The following is a 22,655-nucleotide window of genomic DNA, read 5'->3' on the forward strand; positions in this document are numbered from 1 at the left end:
CATCGACAACGCGTTTTTTCGTTTCCGCGGTGCCGGCGCCGTTTGCCGCAACAGTGTTTCGCCATGGCCGGAAACTGAACGGCGCGCCGTGGCCAGGAGCGCGCCCATAGTAAACCAGGTGCGGTGATGGGACTCTCGGAACGGTCTGCAAGGTCGCTCGACACTATCGCGGGGCACGCCGAACACGTTTATTCGGTAGCCGAAGGGGCGACGCCTCCGCTGGGGATGCAAGCTGTATCAAACTCCTGGCAAAGATCGGCAAAAAAACACGGCCTCGATCCACTCGATAGCCAGGCGCCGCGCATCCTCACGCCTGCCGAGCTGAAACATTTTCGCGAACCGCTGGATAAGCTCATCTTCACTGCTCAGCAGGAGATAGATGAATTGTATGAGGTGGTTCGTGAGGCTGCATACGCCGTCTTGCTCTGTGATGGCTCGGGCGTTGCAGTCGCGCATCGTGGTGAAAATGCGCTGGCAAGCCAGTTCCAATATTGGGGAACCTGGCTCGGCGGGGTGTGGTCCGAGGAAGTGGAAGGCACAAACGGCATCGGCACCGTTATCGCCGAAGAACGGTCCGTCACCGTTCACAGAAGCCAGCATTTCAGGTCCAGACACATTAACCTGAGCTGCTCTGGGGCGCCGGTGTTCGGGGTCGATGGGCGATTGATAGCCGTGCTGGATGTCTCTGCCATCGATCCTCAACTCTCGGAACGCGCGCACGCGCTGACTGGCGTGCTCGCAGCGCGATCGGCGCGCGCGATAGAAGAGCGATTTTTTCGTGAGCAATTCCGTCGAGAGTGGATTGTCGCGGTAGCGCCCCCGGAAGGAGGTGCTTCAGGCATGCTGTTGGCGGTTGACGGCAACCAACGCATCATCGGCGCAAACCGGGTGGCGCGCACCTCCCTTATGCTCGATGATCGCGGGTTCCAGACCGGTACCAGCTTGTGGTCGATTTTCGAGCGAAACATCGACCTCTTCCGGCACCAGCACCAGGGCGATATCTCCGCGCGATTACTTATCGCCGGCACTGGTGACAGTCGGCCCGCGCTTATCACTCCACCCGACCCCAGGGGTGCCTCGAGCCATCCAACGAGCTGCAACCTGCACACGCGTCCGCGCCCGATTGATATTTCAACGATGCCGCGAACAACGCAGGCATACGGCGGATTGTCGCCCGGCGCGATGCGTCGGGTGCGGGAATACGTGGAAGTGCATTTGGGCGAAAATATCGATCTGTTGATGCTGGCTGGAGTCGCCGGACTATCAGTGCATCATTTTGCGCGCCAGTTTAAGCAATCCGCCGGGGTGACGCCGCATATCTACCTCACGCAAAAGCGAGTCGAACGCGCCCAAGCGATGTTGGTTCAGACGGATCTCTCGTTAGCGGAAATTGCGTTCGCCGTGGGCTTTTTCGACCAAGGTCATCTGGCGCGTCATTTCCGTAATATGCTCGGTACTACTCCTCGAGAGTTTCGGTGGTCGCAACGCTAGAAACAAATGGCGCCTAGGATTCACACACTCCTCGAAGAACCATCAAACAAGCGGAACGGCAACAGCTGAGCGCGCGGCGGCCGGATGGGCCGGCGCAAGGAAGCCAAAGATGGCGCCGCGTGGCGTCAAAAATTGCCTCGAAATGTCGCACCAGGAAGAGATCCAACCCGATTGCGATTGCTACGGACAGAACTGCAATGCTGTACCGAAGAATTGTCGGCATGGGCGTTGGCGATGAAGGGTCGCGATTCGCCATGCTTACCTCATTCGTGAGCCAGCCGACCGACGAGGAGCTATGCGCGAAAGTTGGTGACGGCATGAGAGGATAAAGCGGCGTATCGTGGGGGTGTTCGAAGCCTCTACTTCTGCACTCAAGGAGTGACGCGCCCAGACAAACACTAACGTTTTCCAACTCTCCCGACTAGAACATCTTGCGGACCCGCTGACCGAAATCTTCGCAACGGCGCGCGAGCGCTTCGGGAGCGGGCCGTCGAGGCTCAAGAGAGGAAGAATGCACCGACGAAGTGATCGAGAAATCAACTGACATCCGGTGATGGCACTTTTCGGACATGCCGGGGCGGCCTGACCAACCAAGAAGACATCGACCCGACGGGCCGACACTTCCGTTTTTGACCCTGTACATGAGAGCTATCGCGAACTACGGCTCGAGCTGTTATGCTGCCCCTCACTGTTTAGGCCGAGGAACTGCTCCGCATGACCGAGGGTATCCACGGAGAAAGAACCGCTTCTGAGCTGCAAGATCGGGTGACCGAACTCATCGAGCAACAGGCGGCCATCTCGGAAGTGCTGCGCGCCATTGCGAACTCGCCGCACGACTTGCGGCCCATCTTCGACGCAATCCTCGACAGCGCCACACGTCTCTGCCGAGCAGACATAGGCTGCTTACATCTCTCCGAAGAAGGCGGCCTTCGTCTCGTGGCGATCCGAGGGGACCCCCTTTTGGTTGGTCGGGTGAGGTCATCACTCCCAGTGCTCGCGGAAAAGGGGAGCCCTCTGGATCGATTAGTCACAGGCAGGTTACCCATCCACATCCCCGACTTCGCGGCACTTGAAGGCGACAACGCAGGTGTTCGAACCGGCCTGATTGTGCCGTTGCTCAAAGACAAAGAGACAGTCGGGATGATTGCTCTGGGCCGCAAACGGGTACAGCCGTTCACCGACAGACACATTTGCTTATTTTCCGACTTCGCTACGCAAGCCACCATTGCCTTGGAGAGCACCCGTCGCGAGCGGCAGTATCGCGAGATGCAGAGCGAGCTGGCGCATGCCAACCGCGTCGCTACCATGGGTCAGTTGACGGCCTCGATCGCCCATGAAGTGAACCAGCCGATCACAGCGGCAGTCACATACGCCTTAGCCGCTCGGCGCTTCCTAAGCGCGGGCCCACCGAATTTTCGCGAGGCGGATGATGCGCTCTCTCTGATTGTTAAGGAGGGAAACCGCGCGGGCGAGGTTGTCGGGCGAATTCGTGCGCTCGTCAAGAGGGTGCCCGCACGAAGGGATGCCGTAGCGATTGACGATGCCATCCTTGAGGTTATTGCTCTCACCCGTGCGGAGGCCGCAAACAATAGCGTGTCGGTGCGGACGCAATTTGCGGAGGGCTTGCCGCGCGTCCGAGGCGATCGGGTCCAACTGCAACAAGTGATGCTGAACCTAATCGTCAACGCCATTCAGGCCATGAAGGGTGTTGGGGAAGGCGCGCGCGAATTACAGATCAGCATCGATGCCGTCCCTTCCGAAGGTGGCGTGCGCGTCGGGGTGCAGGACACCGGCCCGGGGCTGAACCCGGAGAGCCTCTCGCGTCTGTTCGAGCCATTCTACACGACAAAACCAGAGGGCATGGGCATGGGCCTCTCGATCTGCCGCTCGATTATCGAAGCCCATGCTGGACGGTTATGGGCGACCGCGTGCGAGCCGCGGGGCGCTCTCTTTGAGTTTACGATCCCCGCTGACTGAGCCGCCATCCGTAATCGATGTAGATTGGCGTTCAGACTTCACCGCTTTGTCGAATGTCCGCTTCGCGCCGGGGCTCCGATGCGCACCGATCCGGATTTTTGATCCGAGAAAGCATGTTTCTGCGCGTTGGACGCAGCGTTTCGTATCGAGGAAGCCATCTTCGACATTCGCTTCGAAGCGGAGCCCGTTTGGTTCAACAATGGGTGCCGATGCGAATGACCCACAGCGACATCAGATGTTCGGCCGCATCTTCGGCTTGGCCGGCCATGAGAGCTATCGCAAACTACGGCTCGAGCTGTTATGCTGCCTCACCGTCCAAGCCGAGGTTGCTCCGCATGAACGAGAGTATTCACGCAGATGCAACCGCTTCTGAGCCGCAAGATCGGGTAACCGAGCTCATCGAGCAACAGACGGCCATCTCGGAAGTGCTGCGCGCCATTGCGAACTCGCCGCACGACTTGCAGCCCATCTTCGACGCCATCCTCGACAGCGCCACGCGCCTCTGTCGAGCAGACTTAGGCGTCTTACGTCTCTCCGAAGAAAGCGGTCTTCGTTCTGTGGCGGTGCGAGGGAACCCGCTTTTGGTTAGCCAGTTCTGGTCATCATTCCCAGCGCTCGCAGAAAAGGAGAGCTTTCCGTTTCGAATGGCGGCAAACAGGTTACCCACCCACATCGCCGACCTGACAGCACTTGAAGGCGAGCGGGATGATTATTGGATCAGGGCGATGAACGCAGGTGTTCGATCGGGCCTGGCTGTGCCGTTGCTCAAAGACAATGAGATAGTCGGGCTAATTACTCTGACCCGCCAAAAGGTGCAGCCGTTCACCGACAGACAGATTTCCCTATCCAGGGACTTCGCTGCGCAAGCTACCATTGCCTTGGAGATCACCCGTCGCGAGCGGCAATATCGCGAGGCCCAGATGGCGCTGGCGCATGCCAACCGCGTCGCTACCATGGGCCAGCTCACTGCCTCAATTGCTCATGAAATCAAGCAACCCATTACGGCGGCACGCGCATACGCCGCTGCAGCACTACGCTTTTTGGACAAAAGCCCACCCGATGTGGCAGAGGTAAGGGAGGTGCTCACCTGCATTGTAAACGAAACCGGTCGAACCAGCGATGTCGTCGACCGGATCGGGTCTCTCATCAAAAAAGCGCCACCTCGGAAGGAGATCGTCGACCTCAATGTGGCGATCCTGGAGGTGACCGCCCTGACCCGCAGCGAAGCGGTCAAGACCGGTGTCACGGTGAGCACGCAACTGGCTGAGTTGCCACGCATCCAATGCGATCGGGTGCAACTGCAACAAGTGATGTTGAACTTGATCGTCAATGCCATCCAGTCGATGAGGGACGTTGAGGACGACAACCGCAAATTACGCATCAGCACGGAGAGTATCGAGCCGGAAGGCGTGTGCGTCGCGGTGCGGGATAGCGGCCAAGGGCTGCGCCCGGAGAGCCTGCCGCGTCTCTTTGAACCCTTCTACACGACGAAGCCCGACGGCACGGGAATGGGCCTCTCGATCTGCCGCGCGATCATCGAAGCCCATGGCGGGCGGTTGTGGGCGACCGGGTGCGAGCCGCGGGGTGCGCTATTTCAGTTTACGATTCCCGCTAACTGAGCCGCCATCCGTAATCGATGTAGAGTGGCGTTCGGAATTCACCGCTTCATCGAATGTCCAGTTCGAGCCAGTGCTCGGAAGCGCACCAATCCGAATTTTCGATCCGAAAGCATGTTTCTGCACGTTGGTGACCCGAGCCCCAATCGTTCGCGGCGTTTCGTATCGAGGAAACCATCTTCGACATTCGCTTCGAAGTGAAGCCCCGTTTGGTTCAACAATGGATGCCGTCAGCGGTTGGCATAACTCACCCCTATAGTCGCCACGCGAGAAGTAGCGGCGCTCGTTCGGGTCAACCCTCCGCGTTGAAGCTATACCAAGGTTTAGTTCGTCCTTTCCAAAGGCGGGGGAAGACCTACGCGCTTCGTAGTGGCCAGCTTTCACGCGCGTACAATTGCGGCGTTTCCCCGACCGACGGTAGCCATATCGGGCCGGGGAGAACCGTCATTTGGCCTTATGGCAACACCGGATCTCACGGTTAGGCGTGCAGACGTTAATTACAGACCGCGATCGCATCCCCACAAATAGCGCCATCCGGCCAGGAGATCACAAATGTCCAAGCTCGAAATGCTGACCCCGCAAAACAGCGCCATCGCTCTGATCGACTATCAGCCCGCGATGTTCCAAGGTGTTCAATCGCATGACCGCTTGGTCACGATTAACAACGTCCAGATCCTCGCAAAAGCCGCCAAGCTTTTCAAAATCCCGACCGTGCTGACCACGGTGGCGCGGGATTCGTTTTCCGGGCCCTTCATGCCGGAGGTCACCTCCCTGTTTCCGAAACAAGAGATCATCGACCGCACGTCCATGAATTCCTGGCTCGATGCGAACTTCCGAAAGGCGGTGGCTGCCACTGGTCGCAAGAAATTCGTGCTGGCCGGTCTTTGGACCGAGGCGTGTGTGATCTTTCCGACCTTGGACATGCTTAAGGAAGGCTACGAGATCTACATTGCCGCCGATGCTTGCGGCGACCTTTCGCTCGAAGCTCACAACCGCGCAATGGAGCGTGCCATCCAGGCAGGAGCGGTTCCCATAACCTCATCGCAGTACGCCTACGAACTTCAGCAGGACTGGGCGCGCAGCGAGACCTACGAAGGGATGATGGACATTCAACGCGCGCATTCGCCTTACGGAATCCAGATCCGCTTCTCGAAGTGGTCGCTCGGCGAACACGCGTCCGAAGGCGGAGCCAAGGCGGCCGAATAGCCCTCGTTGTCTTCGCATCAGGATATCGACGATGAAAATCTATCTGCTATCGGCGGGCGCCGGCGTTCTGGTCGGCATCATCTACAGCCTCCTAAACGTTCGCTCGCCGGCGCCGCCGCTTGTGGCCTTGGTCGGTCTGCTAGGCATCCTGATCGGCGAACAGGTCATTCCGGTCGGCAAGCAGCTTCTTTCCGGTAATGGCCTCGCCGCCGCGTGGCGGCAGGCACAGTGCGCCCCGCATATCTTTGGCCTTTTGCCTGGCCGCCAGGCGGACGCCGCCGGGATGGCGCCCAATGCCATTGAGGAGAAACGTTCATGAGCACGCCCGATCTCATTCTGCACCACGGCCTGTTCACGACGCTCGACCGCAGCAACCCGACCGCCAGCGCGGTCGCAATCAAGGACGGCGTGTTTGTCGCCGTCGGCCACGACAGCGAGGTGTTGAAGCTCGCCGGGTCCTCGACCAGGGTGATCGACCTCAAGGGCAAGCGCGTGCTGCCGGGGCTGATCGACAACCATCTCCACATCATCCGCGGCGGTCTTAACTTCAATCTCGAATTGCGCTGGGACGGTGTCAGGTCCCTTGCCGATGCCATGAGCATGCTGAGGCGGCAGGTCGAGATCACGCCGGCGCCACAATGGGTCCGCGTGGTCGGCGGCTTTACCGAACATCAATTCGCCGAGAAACGGCTGCCGACTATCGACGAGCTCAACGCCGTCGCACCGGACACCCCGGTCTTCCTTCTCCATCTCTATGACCGCGCTATCCTCAATGGCGCGGCGTTGCGTGCGGTTGGCTACACCAAAACCACGCCGGAGCCCCCGGGCGGTGAGATCACCCGTGACGCTAACGGCAACCCAACCGGACTACTGCTGGCCAAACCGAACGCAAATATCCTCTACGCGACGCTCGCCAAGGGACCAAAGCTGCCGTTCGAGTATCAGGTCAACTCGACGCGGCACTTCATGCGCGAGTTGAACCGTCTCGGCGTCACCGGCGCGATCGACGCCGGCGGCGGCTTCCAGAATTATCCGGACGACTATGCGGTCATCCAGAAGCTCAGCGACGAGGGGCAACTCACGATCCGTCTCGCCTACAACCTCTTCACCCAGAAGCCAAAGGGTGAAAAGGACGACTTCCTAAACTGGACCAAGACATCGAACTACAAGCAGGGTACCGACTACTTCCGCCACAACGGCGCGGGCGAGATGTTGGTGTTCTCGGCCGCCGATTTCGAAGATTTCCGGGTGCCACGTCCGGACATGCCGCATGAGATGGAGGGCGAACTGGAAGAAGTCGTCCGGATCCTGGTCCAGAACAAATGGCCGTGGCGCCTCCACGCTACCTATGACGAGACCATTTCACGGGCGCTCGACGTGTTCGAGAAAGTCAACCAGGACATGCCACTCGAAGGCCTGCACTGGTTCTTCGATCACGCCGAAACGATTTCCGATCAATCGATCGATCGCATCGCGGCGCTCGGCGGCGGCATCGCTGTGCAGCACCGCATGGCCTATCAGGGCGAATATTTCGTCGAACGCTACGGGTTTGGCGCGGCGGAGGCAACGCCACCGGTCGCCAAGATGCTGGCCAAAGGCGTGAAGACTTCGGCCGGAACCGACGCGACGCGCGTTGCTTCGTATAATCCCTGGGTGTCGCTGTCCTGGCTGGTCACGGGGCGGACCGTCGGGGGTTTGCGCATCACCCCGCAACGCAATTGCCTCGATCGCGAGACAGCGCTGCGGATGTGGACGGAGAACGTCACCTGGTTCTCCAACGAAGAAGGCAAGAAGGGCCGCATCGAAGTGGGACAGTTCGCCGATCTCGTCGTTCCGGACCGAGATTTCTTCTCCTGTACGGAAGCGGACATTTCGGACACGACGTCCGATCTAACGATGGTCGGCGGCAAGATCGTCTACGCCAAGGGTGAATTCAAATCCCTTGACGCCCCGCCGCCGCCCCCCGCCATGCCCGACTGGTCGCCAGTCCGCAGCTACGGCGGGTACGCCGCATGGGGCGCCAAGGCCGAACCAGTTGCCGCGATGCGCATGCAGGCCGCGGCGCATTGCAGTTGCACCAACCGCTGCGGGGTCCACGGCCACGACCACGCCAGCGCTTGGTCGGCAAAGCTCCCGATTTCTGACCTGAAAAGCTTCTGGGGCGCCCTTGGTTGCGCCTGCTGGGCGGTTTGAGATGAGCCGTGCCGCGGAAACGCCGCGCTGGGTACGCGCGATCCTGGGGGTGCCGCTGATCTGGGCCGCCGCGCGGATGGCCCTGGTCTCGGCCTTCCTGATCGGTGGCCTGACGAAGCTCTCAGACTTCAGCGCGGCCATCTCCGAACAGGAGCATTTCGGTCTGCACCCAGGTTGGCTCTGGGCGGCGCTCGCGATCATCATCGAACTAGGCGGTTCGGCCCTCGTGATGCTCGGGTGGCAGGTCTGGCTCGGGGCCGGAGGCCTGGGCGTCCTAACTGCCGTCGCTATGCTGACCGCAAATGACTTCTGGCATCTGACCGGGCACGACCGTTTCATGGCGTTGAACGCGTTCTTCGAGCACCTTGGGCTCATAGCCGGCCTCGTCATCGTCTCGATCCACGCGGCGGGGAGCGAACGCAAGTGATCGAGCCCACCGCTCACCGCTTTTCGTCGCCACCGCTAAGGAGCCCGCAAATGGTCCGCCTCCGCTCACTCATCGTTGCCGTTGCCATCGCCACCCTGGCCGCCAATTCCGTCGCCGGCGCGCGCGACGCCATTTCCTTGATTGGCGTCGGCTCGCAATACGACACAACGCATGTCTACGTCGCGCCCGACGATGTCGATAAGTTTGCTGCGAGTTTCACGGCAACGTTTGGAGGCCAAAGCTCCAAACAGGTGGTCGTTACGGTCACTCCGACACCGAGCAGCACGACCTCGCAACTGATCCAGACGCCGGTTGGCACCGTCTCCCTATTCGGCTTCAAAACCCCGATTCCCTATCCGTTCGGCGCGGAACGGACGGGATACCTCGTCGCCGACATGGATGCCGCCATCAAAGCAGCACGCGCTGCGGGAGCTGACATCATCGTCGCACCATTCCCCGATCCAATCGGTCGCGATGCCGTGATTCAGTGGCCGGGCGGCGTCAACATGCAGATTTACTGGCATACGACCAAACCCAACTACGCCGCGTTCCAGACCGTGCCGGAAAACCGCGTCTATGTTTCGCCCGACCGGGCGGATGACTTCGTCAGGAGCTTCGTTCGCTTCTCGCACGGAAAAATCGTGTCTGATAACGCGCGCGCCCCCGGCGTGGAGATCGGCCGTGCCGGCGACACCTATCGTCGCATCCGGATCGAATCCGTGTTCGGTAAGATGACCGTGCTGGTGACCGACGGGCATCTCCCATACCCTTACGGGCACGAAATGACCGGGTATGAGGTGCCCAACCTCGCCGAAACGCTCGGCAAGGCGAAGGCCGCGGGCGTCGCCGTCCTGGTCGACTCCTTCAATTCGGACCACCGTGATATCGCACTGGTGCGGTTTCCGGGCGGCTATGTCGCCGAATTGCATGCAGCGTCGAAATGAGCCGAGTGCTGTGGCTTCCCGGTTCTCGCAGAGCGCCCCAATTTGGCATTAGGCTCGACAGATTTCTGTTCCCGGTATCCGATGACCCATGTTGAGCCGCAATCGAAACCTCCGACCTATCGTCCCCGAACGATTTTCCGGACGATGTTTACGATTGGCTGGATGATGTCGATGTCGGCGGTCGCCTGGGCCGACGATGCGGCGTCGCAGCGGCCCGCCATCAAGACCAACCGCTGGCAGGAGGATTGGTCGGTGCTGGTCAATCCGGTGCTTCGGACCGAGCCTTACGATGCCATCAAGTACATCCCCATCATGCCCTGGGATCCCAAGAGCTACATGTCGCTCGGCGCGACGCTGCGGGAGCGGTTCGAAAGCGTCAACGCCGCCGGATTCGGCGTCGGCGGCACGAAGAGCGACAACTACGTTATCCAGCGTCTGCAGTTTCATGCGGATGTCCATTTCGACGAGCACTGGCAGCTGTTCCTCCAGGTAGAGGACGATCGCGCCTTTGGCAAGAACGTCACCACGCCCGTTGACCAGGACCCCCTCGATCTGCGGCTCGGATTTCTCGCCTACGTCAACGCGACCGAGGCCGGGACCCTCAAGGCACGCGTCGGACGACAGGACTTCGACTTCGACCTGCAGCGTTTCGTCTCGTCCCGCGACGGTCCCAATGTGCGGCAGTCCTTCGATGCCGTGTGGGGCGACTGGGAGAGTGGCCCCTGGCGCTTCATCGGATTCCTGAGCCAGCCGGTGCAATACGATCTCCAGCATCCTTTCGACGACACCTCGAACAGCCACTTCCGGTTTCACACGCTGCGTGTGGAACGTCAGGTGCTCGGCACCAATGAGTTGTCCGCATACTACTCGTTCTATCAGAAGGACAACGCCCGATACCTCGACGCCAGCGGTGACGAAAAGCGTAACGTGTTCGATGTACGGTTCGCCGGGAATCTCAACCATATCGATTGGGATCTCGAGGCGATGGGCCAAACAGGCGCAATCGGCGGCAAGGATATCCGCGCCTGGGCGGTCGGCGCGCGTTCCGGGTACACGTTCGCTCAATTCGCGTGGCAACCGCGGCTTGGGCTGCAAATGGATGCCGCTTCGGGAGACCATCATCCCGCCGATAATGTTCTAGGGACGTTCAATCCGCTGTTCCCGAACGGTTACTATTTCACGCTGGCCGGCTTCACGGGTTACGTGAACCTCTTCCACGTCAAACCGTCCCTGACGGTGAAGCCGGTGACCAACCTGTCGGTCATGGGTGCGCTCGGCTTCCAGTGGCGCGAGACCACGGCGGACGCGATCTACGTGCAGCCCAACATTCCGGTAGCCGGAACGGCCGGCAAGGGTAGTGCATGGTCAGGCGCCTACGGGCAATTGCGCGTGGACTATCGGTTCAACGCCAATCTGACCGGCGCGCTGGAAGCGGTGCACTACAAGATCGGAAACACGATCCGTGAGGCGGGCGGTCACGACAGCGACTACGTCGGGGTCGAACTGAAGTACGCCCTATAACTGTCGTTCCTTGAGAAGGTTCGATCATGCCCGCCGCAAACTCAAGGCCGACGCTCCCGCTGCTGCTGAGCCTCAACGCCGGATTCGTCGATACCGCCGGTTTCCTCGCGCTGCAGGGTTTGTTCACGGCTCACGTCACCGGAAACTTCGTCACCCTCGGGGCCTCGCTGGTGTTTGGCACGACGGGCACGGTGGCGAAACTGCTGGCGCTTCCGGTGTTCTGCCTGGTCGTGATCCTGACGCGCCTCGTAAGTTCGGGGCTGTTGCGATTGAACCGCCCTGCGCTGAAGATCATTCTCGGCCTGAAGGTCGCCTTCCTCGTTGCCGGCGCCGTTCTCGCGATCCATCTCGGACCGTTCGTCGACGGCGACGCCTGGCAGGCGGTCGTCACCGGCATGGTCCTTGTGGCCGCCATAGCGATCCAGAACGCCGCCCACCGAATTCATCTCGGGACGGCGCCGCCCTCGACATTGATGACGGGAACGACGACGCAGATTATGATCGGTCTCGCTGATATGGTGCACGCACCAACAGTGGATAATGTGTCGGCTCCCGGCGCGCGCCTGCTGGCCATGTCGACCAACGTAGCCGTCTTCGCGGCGGGTTGCGCGGCCGCCGCCCTCCTGTACGCGCATGTCGGCGTCTGGTGCTTTGTTGTGCCGCCGGTTCTCGGAATCGCGACGCCATTTCTTCGTACACCAGCCGGAAAGAGCCCGTGACGAACCTGACCTGATGACGCTTCGGCCTGGACGCAGCTTAGCAAGCCGACAAAGCAGGACGCATGACCAATTCTGACGAGAGACTCAGTCCACCCCACGCCGAGGGGCGCGCGTCCCCCTGGATCGCGTTTAGTCATCGGGCCTTTACGGTGGTCTGGATCGCGACCGTCGTCGCCAACGTCGGCACCTGGATGTACAACGCCGCGTCTGGATGGCTAATGACGAGCCTCAATCCCGATCCGCTGACGGTCTCTTTGGTCCAGGTTGCGGGCAGCCTTCCGATGTTCCTGTTCGCGCTCCCCGCCGGGGCTCTGGCGGATACCGTCGACAAGCGCCGCTTTTTGATCGGTACGGAGATCGTCCTCACCGTCGTCGCCGCAGCGAGCGCGTTGCTGGTCTGGCTCGACCTCGTTACCCCGTCCATCCTGTTGCTCTTCACGTTCCTGCTCGGCGCCGGTGCGGCATTCACCGCACCAGCATGGCAGTCCGTTGTGCCTCAGCTTGTCCCGAAACACGACTTGGCCGCGGCGGTGGCGAGCAACGGCGTCGGCGTCAACATCAGCAGGGCGATCGGACCTGCGCTGGGCGGCGTGGTCATCGGCGGTTTGGGCATCGCGGCGCCGTTCTGGATCAACGCATTGAGCAACTTCGCCGTGATCGGGGCCCTGCTCTGGTGGCGACCGCCGCCGGCGCAAGGGAGCGGGCTTCCGCCGGAGCGTTTGAGCGGCGCGCTGGTAATTGGTTTCCGGCACGCGCGATACAATGCGAATTTGCGCGCAACGCTCATAAGAGCGGTGGCGTTCTTCTTCTTCGCAAGCGCTTACTGGGCGCTGCTCCCGCTGGTCGCACGCAATCAGATCGCGGGCGGCCCCGAGCTCTACGGCATTTTGCTGGGAGCGATTGGCATCGGCGCCGTCGTCGGCGCTTTCACGCTGCCCTCCATGAAGGCGGCTCTCGGATCCGACCGGCTTGTTGCGGCCGGCACGCTCGGCACGGCACTCAGTCTGGGCCTGCTGGGCGTCGCACGTCATTCAGCGATCGGCATTGCGGCCTGCGCAGTCGCGGGCGTTTCATGGATCGCCGTTCTCGCGACCCTCAATGTCTCGGTTCAGATGTCCCTGCCGGATTGGGTGCGTGGCCGTGGCCTGGCCATGTTTGTCACCATGTTCTTCGGCGCGATGACGGCCGGCAGCGCGCTTTGGGGGCAGCTTGCCTCAGCGCTCGGGTTGCCGGCGGCGCACTTCATCGCTGCGGCCGGCGCCCTTGTCGGAATCGCGGCGACCTGGCACTGGAAGCTTCTGTCCGGTGCGGGAGTGGACCTCGCGCCCTCCATGCATTGGCCGGCGCCGGTCTTGGCGATCGACGCCAATGGCGATCGCGGTCCGGTATTGGTAACGGTTGAGTACCGCGTCGCCGCCGAGAAGCGTGATGCGTTCCTCGTCGCCATCCGGCGTTTGGGTCAACAGCGCCGGCGGGATGGCGCATATGCTTGGGACGTCTTCGAGGATGCGGCCGAAAAAGGACGCTTCCTCGAGACCTTCATGATCGCATCCTGGCTTGAGCATCTCCGGCAGCACCATCGCGTGACCAATGCGGACAGGGTCGTTCAGAATGCTATCCGTGAGTTTGGGGCCGCCGCGGAGCCAAAGGTCACGCACTTCATCGCCGCGTCCTTCGGATCGTCTGACGAACGCTCGTAGTTTGAGCTTACCGCCCGAGCTTGTTCTTCAGCCTCGTTCTTCAACGATCTCAACTCATCGCCGTGCAAATACGACCCGGCACATCGTAGCCTTTAGGACCACTGGGCTCAAAAGATAGACGTTTGGCGAATGGCCGCTTTTCGCTCGAAGCGGTCGGTCGTGAGCACGCTCGTGTGGGAAGCCTGAACGATCAGCCGGCACTAAAGTCTTTCGCTCGCGATAGTGAAGGGTTACTCGTCGGCCAGAAGAAACCTCTTGAGCCCAAGCACGTATGGTCTATTCGAGTCCACCTAGAAATCGCGCGGTCGATGCGCGACCTTGCGATCTTTAACCTGGCAATCGATAGTAAACTTCGCGCTTCTGACATGGTCAAACCGCGACTAGACGATATTTTCGAGATCTCGGAGCAGTCGAGGAATTCAGTTGAAGCCTGGCTACTAACGCTGCGGGTCACGGGCTCCCGATACCTCTTCCCAACTCGAATTCATGCAAGTCCTCACATTTCAACCCGTCAATATGCCCGACTGGTGCACCGCTGGGTTAAAAGCAACGGCTTAGAGTCAGCATCTTACGACACTCACTCGATGCGCCGCACAAAAGGTGGCCCAGATTTATCGTAAGACCGGAAACTTGCGGGCAGTTCAACTTCTCCTCGGTCACACCAAGTTGGAAAGCACGTCCGATATCTCGGGATCAAGGTGGATGACACCTTGAATATGGCTGAACAGATTGAGCTCTAATCGCCGACCACCGGCCTCCACGCCGGTGGTCACGTTCGCGCCAACAGCGGCCATTCCATAAGCCGCCATTACGCGAATCACCTCCCCCTCACGATGTAAGACTTGCTCGTCACCGATGATGTCGCCACTTGCGCCGACGACACGAAGTTTGGCGTCCTACACGGTCGACGCGACACTTCAGCGCGATTTCATCTTGAAATGGCAATTCAGGATGAATGAATTCAAGAAATCAAGCCCGTCTAATAGGCCTATTTGCGCGTCAATCTGGCGGGTTGATTTCGAGTTTGAATTCTTGAAACCGATTTGAATTCAGGTGGCTTCCTCAGCCACCCTGAGCGGCGCTAACCTTTCGAGGGACTCCACGAATTGTTAGCTCTTCTGATTCCCTCCAAACCGGCCTAAATTGGGAAGGTGAGCATGGAGGCTCGAACCCAATGGAATTCTCGCTGAGTCGGGCGCCGGAAATGTTCTTTGACGAGCAGCTCTGGCAGATTTTCGTTTCCTATTTTGAAACGCCGGAAATTGCCCTGAAGCGGATTGGCTATCCCCCGGGTCTGACTGGCTACCACCATGAGCGCTATGAAATGCGCAACAGCCTATCAAAGGAACTTTGGTGGGAAATGGACGAAGCGTGTGCGGTTGGGCGCGAATTGCTTCGCAATTTGCAAACGAAGTTTCTGAGTGAAGAGTTAGTAGCTACTGGCGTGCCGCGCGGTCGGTCCGATCCCACGAGACAGTCCATACCAACCGCTGAGTGGAAACGCCTCTGGCCGAACTTCGCCGGCAATTGGGCAATGAGCACGGTGGGAAGCTATGACGACATTGAATTATCATGGCATCCAAAAGATCCGAAATCCGAACTGCGCGAACGCTGCGAATGCCTGCTACAAACACGAAAAGCACAAGGTGAAGGCCGTCGAAAGATCCTCATACAGGACGCTGCTCATTATTTTGGAGAACAAATCCCAGTTCGAATTTTCAATGCGGCTTATAAAGAAGTTTTTAGGAAACGACGAGGGCGTCCCCGTTCGGCCAAATAAATAAACACAGCCCGCTTATTTGTTTATTTTTGAAGTTTCTCTGCGGTCTGCTGTTCTCCGCTTAACTAACGGAGGCAACATTGGCAGTCACCCGGACGCTACCTAATCGCGACAAGGTCGAATTTCCTCTTAACGAGCTCGTCCCGATAGGCGCGCTCCGACCCCATCCGAGAAACGCTAGAACCCATTCGAAGAAGCAGATAGCGCTGATAAGACAAAGCATCGAAAAATTCGGCCAAATAAAACCGGTAATAGTTGATGACAAAAGTACCATTCTGGCCGGCCACGGCTTTGTCGAAGCCGCCCAACTGGTGGGGCTGACCCACGTTGCAATCATCCGGTTTGGGCACCTCTCCGACGCTCAAAAGCGAGCCTATCTGATTGCCGATAACAGGATTGCGGAACAAGCCGGCTGGGATCGCGAAATGTTGGCGATCGAGTTAGGCGAACTCGTGGACTTGCTGCCTGCTGAGGACCTCGAAGTCACGCTGACAGGTTTTGCGGTGCCGGAGATCGATCTGCTTCTTTCGGACATGGCCGCCTCAAAGCCAGAACCTGAGGAAGCCCTAGCTCTTCTTTCTAAAGAAATCGTCTCGCAGCAAGACGACGTGTGGTTGCTCGGCAAGCATCGGTTGTCGTGTGGCGACGCCCGCAAACCCACCAGTTTTGTCCGGCTTATGCAAGGAGATCTCGCAACTGCTGTATTCTGCGACCCGCCCTACAATGTTCGGGTGAGTTCGATCGGTGGCCGTGGAAGACATCGGCATGGAGAATTCGCGTTCGCATCCGGCGAGATGCGGCCCGCCCAATTCCGGCGATTTCTTTCCGAAACGCTCGGAAATGGTATCCATGTCTCGACCGAAGCTGCTGTTCATTTTGTTTGTATGGATTGGCGCCATATCGATGATTTGATCGCGGTCGGACGCGACCTATACGATTCCATGCTGAATCTCGTGGTCTGGAACAAGACGAACGCTGGACAAGGTTCCTTCTATCGTTCCCAACATGAATTGATCGGTGTCTTTCGAACCGGCGGTCGTCCGCACCGAAATAATGTCGAGCTAGGTCGTTTCGGACGTAATCGTTCAAACGTCTGGACCTATGCGGGCGCCAATACTTTTGGCAACGACCGTATGAACACACTCGCAGTACATCCCACAGTCAAGCCCACCGCGCTCGTCGCCGATGCGTTGCTCGACTGCACCACACCTGGTGATATCGTCCTAGATCAATTCGCGGGGTCTGGCACATCTATTCTCGCCGCGGAAAAGGTCGGGCGGGTCGCTTACTGCCTGGAATATGAACCGCGTTACGTCGACGTCGCAATCCTACGCTGGCAACAGATGACGCATGCGGAGGCGATTCTGGAGGGCGACGGACGGACCTTTGAGGAAATGTCTCAGGTGCGCGCGAAGCCAGCGATCCATGCCGCGGAAACTCACCCAGACTCCATAGCATCTCGGTCAACCCTGGATCCGCCGCGCATAAGTTCCGCTGCCGTGGCTGGTCACCGGAAAACTCACACCCCACGGACGGAGAAGCGCCGTGGTTAGGCAAAAGCGGAAGATATCGGATGGCACTGTCGGTTACGGACGCCCACCAAAGGCGACACAGTTCAAAAAGGGGAAGAGTGGAAACCCTAGGGGGCGCCCTAAGGGCAGCCGGTCTATAGGCCTCGTTCTCCAGGAGGTACTCGGACAACGCATTGCTGTCACCGAAAACGGAAAGACTCGCCGCTTGCCTGCGCTTGAGGTGATGCTGCGAAGACTCGCCAACGACGCTATGCGAAGCGAGCCAGTCGCGTTGAAGCTAATGCTTTCTCTATTTGATCGGTACGGAGAATCTCCGGAAGCGACGATCAAGCTCGACGAAATACTGGAAGAAGACAAGGCAATCCTGGCGAACTTCCTGAAGATGCCAACTAAGGGTGCAGGGCGGACTCAAACACGTAAAAGCGGAGCTCATCGTGATGTCGGCTGAAGGACGCTTACTTCAAGCACTGTTACGCAGCGATTTCAGGGCTTTCGTACAGAAGACGTTCTTGACGCTAACACCGGGGCAGACATTCATCCATAGCTGGCATTTGGACGCCATCGCAGACCGCTTAGAACAAGTGCGTTTAGGGAGGACCAAACGGTTGATTATCAACATGCCGCCAAGGTCACTAAAATCCATCATGTCATCGGTGGCGTTCCCCGCGTTTGTCCTTGGTCTGGATCCCTCTCGCCGAATAATATGCGCAAGTTATTCCGGCGAACTTGCCAAGAAGCACTCCAACGACTTTCGTGCTGTCCTCGAATCATCGTGGTACCGGTCAACCTTTCGTGAAACGAGAGTCGGGCCGTTCAAGAACAATGAGACCGAAATTGAACTTACAGCGCGAGGCTTTCGGCTCGCAACGTCAGTCGGCGGTACCCTTACGGGGCGAGGCGGCGACATTATCGTCGTCGACGATCCCCTGAAGCCGGATGATGCATTCTCCGAGACCAAGCGGAACGGAGCAAACCAGTGGTTCACAAACACGCTTCTTTCACGACTGGATGACAAGCGCACAGGCGCGATCGTTATCGTCATGCAGCGTATTCATATGGACGACCTGACCGGGTTCTTAACCGAGCAATCCGACGAGTGGGAAATTCTTAATCTGCCGGCGGTCGCCGAATACGACGAGACAATTCGGTGTTGGAGTGGAGAAACTCACTTTCTGCAAATCTGGAGAGGTGTTGTCGCCAGAGCGAGAGCCACTTTATGTACTGGAAGCGCTAAAGACGCAGATCGGCGGCGATGCGTTTTCTGCTCAATACCAGCAGATGCCCGTGCCACCTGGCGGCTCCATGATCAAGCGTCAGTGGATCCAGCGATATCGGGATCTTCCTCCCGTCCACGAACAAGTCTTGGTCATGCAGAGTTGGGACACAGCTAACAAAGGTGGTCCGCAGAACGACTGGTCGGTTTGCACGACGTGGGTCTTCGCAAAAAACGTGCGTTGGTATCTGGCCGACGTCTGGCGCGGCAGGGTCGACTACCCCGACCTCAAGGCAAAGGTAGAAACCCATGCCAGATTTTGGAAGGCAAAACGTGTTGTCGTGGAGGACGCTGGTTCCGGCACAATGCTGGTGCAGGAATTGCGATCGCGTGTCGCCGGTATCATTGCCGTCAAGCCGGAGGGCGACAAGGTGACCCGGATGGCGGTAGCGTCATCCAAGTTTGAAGCGGGACAGGTGTTCCTGCCGGAACGAGCTTTGTGGCTTGCCGACCTCGAGACTGAACTCTTTGCATTTCCGGGGGCAAAACATGACGATCAGTGTGACTCCATCAGCCAGGCGCTACAAAACGCCAACCTGTCGTGGATGCAGATGATAACTCCAGATCGATGGAATCAGCTGCTCGCGGATGCTAGCGTTCCATCGAGATGGGCTCGCAAAAGACGGTGGGGCTAAACTCTGTGTTCCATACCGGCTGCAAACCAGATCGGGGACACTCCCAGTTCCAAAGGCGGTGAGTGCCGCATCAACGTCCTTGAATTTATTGCGATCACGGACTTGAGCAGGAATTGAGCTGGCTGGTTGCGAATCCGAAACGGCGGTGATTCTGCCGCCCGTTGCAGCGCAAGAACCTTCCTTCCCTATTCCCATCCCACCTTTCACGTTCGGTACATACGACCGTCGGGCGGTGTCAGGCGGAATTGCCTTGCAATCACTACCGAACTCGCACCTTTTTGGGCACGCGAGAGAGCCATAAGATTGCTGTGAATTCGCTCGACTTCAGCGGCCATTAGAGCGTCACTACCCCCACCACCTCGAGGACACGCCGTGTCCATGCTGAACAGGCTCTCGCGGAATGGCGCTGTTTTCCAGCCACTCTCGCCCGGTCGCCTAAGCCGGGCTTGTGTCAGTGGCAGCGCCTGAAGCTGTCGTTGAAACGATGGAGAGTCGTGTGGTCACCCGCAACGCCAAGCCGAAATCAAAATCACTGAAGTCTCAGCCGAACCGGTCCGCCCCCAAGAAGCGGAAGGTCGCCCAGGCCAGCCCAACTAAAACGGAAACCTCGAAGTCGAAGGAAGGTTCAGCCCGCTCTTCCAAACAGGAGACCGTGCTCGGCCTCCTCCGCCAACCGAAGGGCGCCACGATCGACGCCATCGTGAAGGTGACGGCTTGGCAGCAGCACTCGGTGCGCGGCTTCTTTGCAGGTGTGATCAAGAAGAAGCTGAAGCTGAACCTCATTTCAGAGAAGGTGGATGGCACACGCATCTACCGGATCGGTAGATCGGGCGCGGCGTCGTGAAATCCGAGAACGAACTGGTGACAGCCGATCCCGCGGTTGAGGCAGAGCTGGATCGGCTGTCGACAATGCCCATAGCCAAACTGCGGAAGCGCTACCTCGAGCTTTTTCGGAATGAACCACCGAAAGCCTTCGGTCCCGACCTCCTCCGCCGAAGCATCGCTCACAAGGTTCAGGAAAAGGCTTATGGTGGCATTCCTGCATCGCTGAAACGGCTGCTCGATCAGATGGTGCGGGCCGCCGCTGCAAAGCCCAATGGTCGCCTGGACCTTCCCCAGCGGATCAAGCCAGGCTCCGAGCTGGTCAGGACATGGAAGGGCAAGACTTACCGCGTCACCGTCACGGGCGACAGCTTTGCCTACCAGGGCAAGGTGTTCGCCAGCCTCTCCGAGATCGCTTGCGCCATAACCGGCACAAGATGGAACGGCCCACGGTTCTTCGGGCTCCGCCCAGACTCTCGTCGGGAGGCCGCTGATGGCCAGTGACGCGAAGCCCCTCCGCTGTGCAATCTATACCCGGAAATCGACCGAGCATGGGCTTGAGCAGGAGTTCAACTCGCTGGATGCCCAACGGGAGGCCTGCGAGGCGTACATCAAGAGCCAGTCGTTTCAGGGTTGGAAGGCCCTGCCCCAACAATACAACGATCCAGCCTATTCTGGAGGTAACCTTGACCGCCCCGCCCTCAAGAAGCTGCTGGCCGATATCGAACTCGGCAGAGTCGACGTGGTCGTGGTCTACAAGATCGACCGCCTCACCCGTTCGCTTGCGGATTTCGCAAAGCTGGTCGAGGCCTTTGACGCGAAATCAGTCTCGTTTGTCGCCGTCACCCAGCAGTTCAATACCACCACCTCGATGGGCCGGTTGACATTGAACGTCCTGCTCTCCTTTGCGCAGTTCGAACGGGAACTATCGGCTGAGCGCGTAAGGGACAAGGTGGCCGCCAGTCGGCGCAAGGGCAAGTGGACGGGGGGCACCGTTCCGCTCGGCTACGATGCGAAGGAGAAGAAGCTCGTCATCAACAAAGCCGGGGCTGAGACCGTTCGCAAGATCTTTCGGCTCTACCTGGAGCTGGGTTCGTTCAGCAAGCTGGTACCCGAGCTTGACCGGGGGAGGATCGTCACAAAGCGTCGGACCACCAAAGTGGCGAAGTATCGGGGCGGCATTCCCTTCACCTACGGTCCCCTCGCCTATTTGCTCAAGAACCGGATCTACATTGGGGAAACCCATCACAGCGGAAAATGGTTCAAGGGAGAGCACGAAGCTATTCTGGACCGCGAAACCTTCGATCGGGTTCAGGAGCAGCTTAAATCGAACACGGTCAAGCGAAAGGTCGCATACTCCCAAGGCGGGGCCTTGCTGCAAGGCAAGCTTTTCGATGACAAGGGCAACCGCATGGGTCCGAGCTTCTCCAGCAAAAAGGGGGTGCGCTACCGGTTCTATGTCAGCACCGCTCTTCGAGGACGGAAGCACAAGGCTGGTTCGGTGACACGGGTTTCCGCACCTGAGGTCGAGGCACTTGTCGAGCAGGCAATTCAAGAACGTCTGCCGAATAAGGATATGCCGGTCAATGCAATTATGTCGTTGATCGACCGCGCCGTCATAAGGGACGGCTCCCTAGACCTTACTTTCGTAGAGGAGTCGTCGATCGAGGCGATCAACATACCCTGGACCAAGCGGCCGGCCGATAGCACACACATTGTTCCAGGCTCATCCGCAAAGGAGCCAGATCAGAAGGTGCTTCAGTCTTTGGCTCGGGTGCACGCTTGGCAGCGGGACCTCGCAAGCGGGCGTTTCGCGTCGGTCGAGGATCTGGCCGTCGCGGCAGGTCTCCATCCCAAGGTCATCCGTGGCGAACTGCGGCTGGCCTTCCTCGCGCCAAGCATTCTGAAAGGCGTCCTCTACGGCGAGATCCCCGCCACTTTGCGCGATCTGCGGAAGGTACAGGCACTCAGCTGGCACAGTCAGAAAGTGGAACTATATTACGATGGGCAGCCGCTGGTGGGCATGCGAGTTTGAGAAGATCCGTGATCGCTTTCTTACTGTTGGTATTTGTGCCGATCGGAATATCTGCCGGGCGTTACTATTGGTTCGCCGACACGCGAGGCAACTGGCAAACGGCGGATCGTTCAAGCGCTGGTCTTCTGCCCCCGGCGTCTTCCCATCCCGAAGCGTTGATCCGGGTATTTGCTGCACGGACCGTGCGGTGGCGCGGCATATTCGCAGTCCATACCTGGATCGTAGTCAAGGAAGCCGGCGCCAACCATTACAACCGATATGATTACACTGCATGGGGCGAGCCTATACGCGTCAATGGCTTTGCAGCGGATGGTCGTTGGTTTGGCGCCGATCCAACGGTTGTCGTGGCCCTTGACGGTGAAGAGGCCCAACACCTCATTCCCAAGATCCGCCAAGTCATCGAAGATTACAAATTCCGCGCCTATGGCGACTACAGCGCATGGCCGGGACCGAACTCGAACACGTTCGTTCAGGCAGCGCTTAATGCCGTTCCCGAACTCAATGCCGTCCTTCCACCGACGGCCATCGGCAAAGACTTTCCGTATCGGGGAAGCTGGGCTGGCTTGACCGCCTCAGGAACCGGACTGTACGCCACGCTTGCTGGCTATATTGGCGTCACGATTGGCTGGGTTGAGGGCTTCGAAATCAACTTCTTCGGCGCAGTCGTCGGTTTCGACTTGCGGCGTCCAGCGCTCAAATTGCCTGGCCTCGGGCGGATCGGATTTGCCGCAGGAGCGTAACCTGGGTGTCTTTGCCTAACCATCGTTATGGAACATCCGTTAAG

General features: G+C 59.0%; 19 protein-coding genes and 1 pseudogene. All 20 read left to right on the forward strand.

Annotated elements, in window-relative coordinates; translation table 11 throughout:
- The first annotated feature begins 126 nt into the window (after positions 1 to 126).
- Positions 127 to 1,491 (forward strand): helix-turn-helix domain-containing protein, encoded by a 1,365-nt coding sequence (locus tag K359_RS59290; protein WP_084518578.1) that lies wholly within the window; start codon positions 127 to 129, stop codon positions 1,489 to 1,491.
- A gap of 714 nt (positions 1,492 to 2,205) precedes the next feature.
- Positions 2,206 to 3,468, forward strand: coding sequence for an ATP-binding protein (locus K359_RS66300; RefSeq protein ID WP_029083087.1), 1,263 nt, complete (start codon positions 2,206 to 2,208; stop codon positions 3,466 to 3,468).
- Positions 3,469 to 3,803: 335 nt separating this feature from the next.
- Positions 3,804 to 5,087, forward strand: a complete 1,284-nt coding sequence (locus K359_RS57495; protein WP_198031216.1) for a sensor histidine kinase — start codon at positions 3,804 to 3,806, stop codon at positions 5,085 to 5,087.
- Positions 5,088 to 5,636: 549 nt separating this feature from the next.
- A complete protein-coding gene (locus K359_RS0132695; RefSeq protein WP_029083088.1) occupies positions 5,637 to 6,290 on the forward strand; it encodes a hydrolase in 654 nt (217 codons plus the stop codon).
- A 31-nt stretch (positions 6,291 to 6,321) separates the two neighbouring features.
- Positions 6,322 to 6,609, forward strand: coding sequence for a XapX domain-containing protein (locus tag K359_RS0132700; RefSeq protein WP_029083089.1), 288 nt, complete (start codon positions 6,322 to 6,324; stop codon positions 6,607 to 6,609).
- The gene (locus tag K359_RS0132705) at positions 6,606 to 8,483 is read left to right on the forward strand and encodes an amidohydrolase (protein WP_029083090.1); all 1,878 of its coding nucleotides are present in this window, start codon (positions 6,606 to 6,608) and stop codon (positions 8,481 to 8,483) included. Before K359_RS0132700 ends, K359_RS0132705 begins: the two co-directional genes overlap by 4 nt.
- 1 nt (position 8,484) lies before the next feature.
- Positions 8,485 to 8,910 (forward strand): DoxX family protein, encoded by a 426-nt coding sequence (locus K359_RS0132710; protein WP_029083091.1) that lies wholly within the window; start codon positions 8,485 to 8,487, stop codon positions 8,908 to 8,910.
- Between the two features lie 50 nt (positions 8,911 to 8,960).
- On the forward strand, positions 8,961 to 9,854 hold the full coding sequence (locus K359_RS0132715; RefSeq protein WP_029083092.1) for a hypothetical protein: 894 nt from the start codon (positions 8,961 to 8,963) through the stop codon (positions 9,852 to 9,854).
- Between the two features lie 162 nt (positions 9,855 to 10,016).
- The gene (locus tag K359_RS0132720; protein ID WP_371261214.1) at positions 10,017 to 11,375 is read left to right on the forward strand and encodes an alginate export family protein; all 1,359 of its coding nucleotides are present in this window, start codon (positions 10,017 to 10,019) and stop codon (positions 11,373 to 11,375) included.
- A gap of 26 nt (positions 11,376 to 11,401) precedes the next feature.
- On the forward strand, positions 11,402 to 12,094 hold the full coding sequence (locus K359_RS53640; protein ID WP_035977511.1) for a YoaK family protein: 693 nt from the start codon (positions 11,402 to 11,404) through the stop codon (positions 12,092 to 12,094).
- Between the two features lie 62 nt (positions 12,095 to 12,156).
- Positions 12,157 to 13,794, forward strand: coding sequence for an MFS transporter (locus K359_RS0132730; protein WP_029083094.1), 1,638 nt, complete (start codon positions 12,157 to 12,159; stop codon positions 13,792 to 13,794).
- A gap of 173 nt (positions 13,795 to 13,967) precedes the next feature.
- Positions 13,968 to 14,534: pseudogene (locus K359_RS64750) on the forward strand (tyrosine-type recombinase/integrase).
- 434 nt (positions 14,535 to 14,968) lie between these two features.
- A complete protein-coding gene (locus tag K359_RS61775; RefSeq protein ID WP_156928773.1) occupies positions 14,969 to 15,574 on the forward strand; it encodes a hypothetical protein in 606 nt (201 codons plus the stop codon).
- 80 nt (positions 15,575 to 15,654) lie between these two features.
- Positions 15,655 to 17,127, forward strand: a complete 1,473-nt coding sequence (locus K359_RS53645; RefSeq protein WP_084518581.1) for a DNA methyltransferase — start codon at positions 15,655 to 15,657, stop codon at positions 17,125 to 17,127.
- Positions 17,120 to 17,554 (forward strand): DUF5681 domain-containing protein, encoded by a 435-nt coding sequence (locus tag K359_RS64755; RefSeq protein ID WP_245284790.1) that lies wholly within the window; start codon positions 17,120 to 17,122, stop codon positions 17,552 to 17,554. The genes K359_RS53645 and K359_RS64755 overlap by 8 nt, the downstream gene beginning before the upstream one ends.
- A 707-nt stretch (positions 17,555 to 18,261) precedes the next feature.
- Positions 18,262 to 19,014: a phage terminase large subunit gene (terL, locus tag K359_RS64760; RefSeq protein WP_063618969.1), complete on the forward strand. Its 753-nt coding sequence runs from the start codon at positions 18,262 to 18,264 to the stop codon at positions 19,012 to 19,014.
- A gap of 496 nt (positions 19,015 to 19,510) precedes the next feature.
- On the forward strand, positions 19,511 to 19,858 hold the full coding sequence (locus K359_RS58360) for a DUF3489 domain-containing protein (protein WP_245284791.1): 348 nt from the start codon (positions 19,511 to 19,513) through the stop codon (positions 19,856 to 19,858).
- Positions 19,855 to 20,340 (forward strand): DUF2924 domain-containing protein, encoded by a 486-nt coding sequence (locus tag K359_RS0132765; RefSeq protein WP_245284792.1) that lies wholly within the window; start codon positions 19,855 to 19,857, stop codon positions 20,338 to 20,340. The genes K359_RS58360 and K359_RS0132765 overlap by 4 nt, the downstream gene beginning before the upstream one ends.
- Positions 20,330 to 21,871, forward strand: a complete 1,542-nt coding sequence (locus K359_RS53660; RefSeq protein ID WP_035977514.1) for a recombinase family protein — start codon at positions 20,330 to 20,332, stop codon at positions 21,869 to 21,871. The genes K359_RS0132765 and K359_RS53660 overlap by 11 nt, the downstream gene beginning before the upstream one ends.
- An 8-nt stretch (positions 21,872 to 21,879) precedes the next feature.
- Positions 21,880 to 22,611, forward strand: coding sequence for a DUF3750 domain-containing protein (locus K359_RS0132775; protein WP_029083099.1), 732 nt, complete (start codon positions 21,880 to 21,882; stop codon positions 22,609 to 22,611).
- Positions 22,612 to 22,655: the final 44 nt, after the last annotated feature.

This window comes from Bradyrhizobium sp. th-b2, from assembly GCF_000426785.1.
GTDB lineage: Bacteria > Pseudomonadota > Alphaproteobacteria > Rhizobiales > Xanthobacteraceae > Bradyrhizobium > Bradyrhizobium septentrionale.

Bases quoted from the DNA above. Each gene is read 5' to 3' on its own strand.
- K359_RS59290 (WP_084518578.1), top strand. From the start codon at position 127: ATGGGACTCTCGGAACGGTCTGCAAGGTCGCTCGACACTATCGCGGGG.
- K359_RS66300 (WP_029083087.1), top strand. From the start codon at position 2,206: ATGACCGAGGGTATCCACGGAGAAAGAACCGCTTCTGAGCTGCAAGAT.
- K359_RS57495 (WP_198031216.1), top strand. From the start codon at position 3,804: ATGAACGAGAGTATTCACGCAGATGCAACCGCTTCTGAGCCGCAAGAT.
- K359_RS0132695 (WP_029083088.1), top strand. From the start codon at position 5,637: ATGTCCAAGCTCGAAATGCTGACCCCGCAAAACAGCGCCATCGCTCTG.
- K359_RS0132700 (WP_029083089.1), top strand. From the start codon at position 6,322: ATGAAAATCTATCTGCTATCGGCGGGCGCCGGCGTTCTGGTCGGCATC.
- K359_RS0132705 (WP_029083090.1), top strand. From the start codon at position 6,606: ATGAGCACGCCCGATCTCATTCTGCACCACGGCCTGTTCACGACGCTC.
- K359_RS0132710 (WP_029083091.1), top strand. From the start codon at position 8,485: ATGAGCCGTGCCGCGGAAACGCCGCGCTGGGTACGCGCGATCCTGGGG.
- K359_RS0132715 (WP_029083092.1), top strand. From the start codon at position 8,961: ATGGTCCGCCTCCGCTCACTCATCGTTGCCGTTGCCATCGCCACCCTG.
- K359_RS0132720 (WP_371261214.1), top strand. From the start codon at position 10,017: ATGATGTCGATGTCGGCGGTCGCCTGGGCCGACGATGCGGCGTCGCAG.
- K359_RS53640 (WP_035977511.1), top strand. From the start codon at position 11,402: ATGCCCGCCGCAAACTCAAGGCCGACGCTCCCGCTGCTGCTGAGCCTC.
- K359_RS0132730 (WP_029083094.1), top strand. From the start codon at position 12,157: ATGACCAATTCTGACGAGAGACTCAGTCCACCCCACGCCGAGGGGCGC.
- K359_RS61775 (WP_156928773.1), top strand. From the start codon at position 14,969: ATGGAATTCTCGCTGAGTCGGGCGCCGGAAATGTTCTTTGACGAGCAG.
- K359_RS53660 (WP_035977514.1), top strand. From the start codon at position 20,330: ATGGCCAGTGACGCGAAGCCCCTCCGCTGTGCAATCTATACCCGGAAA.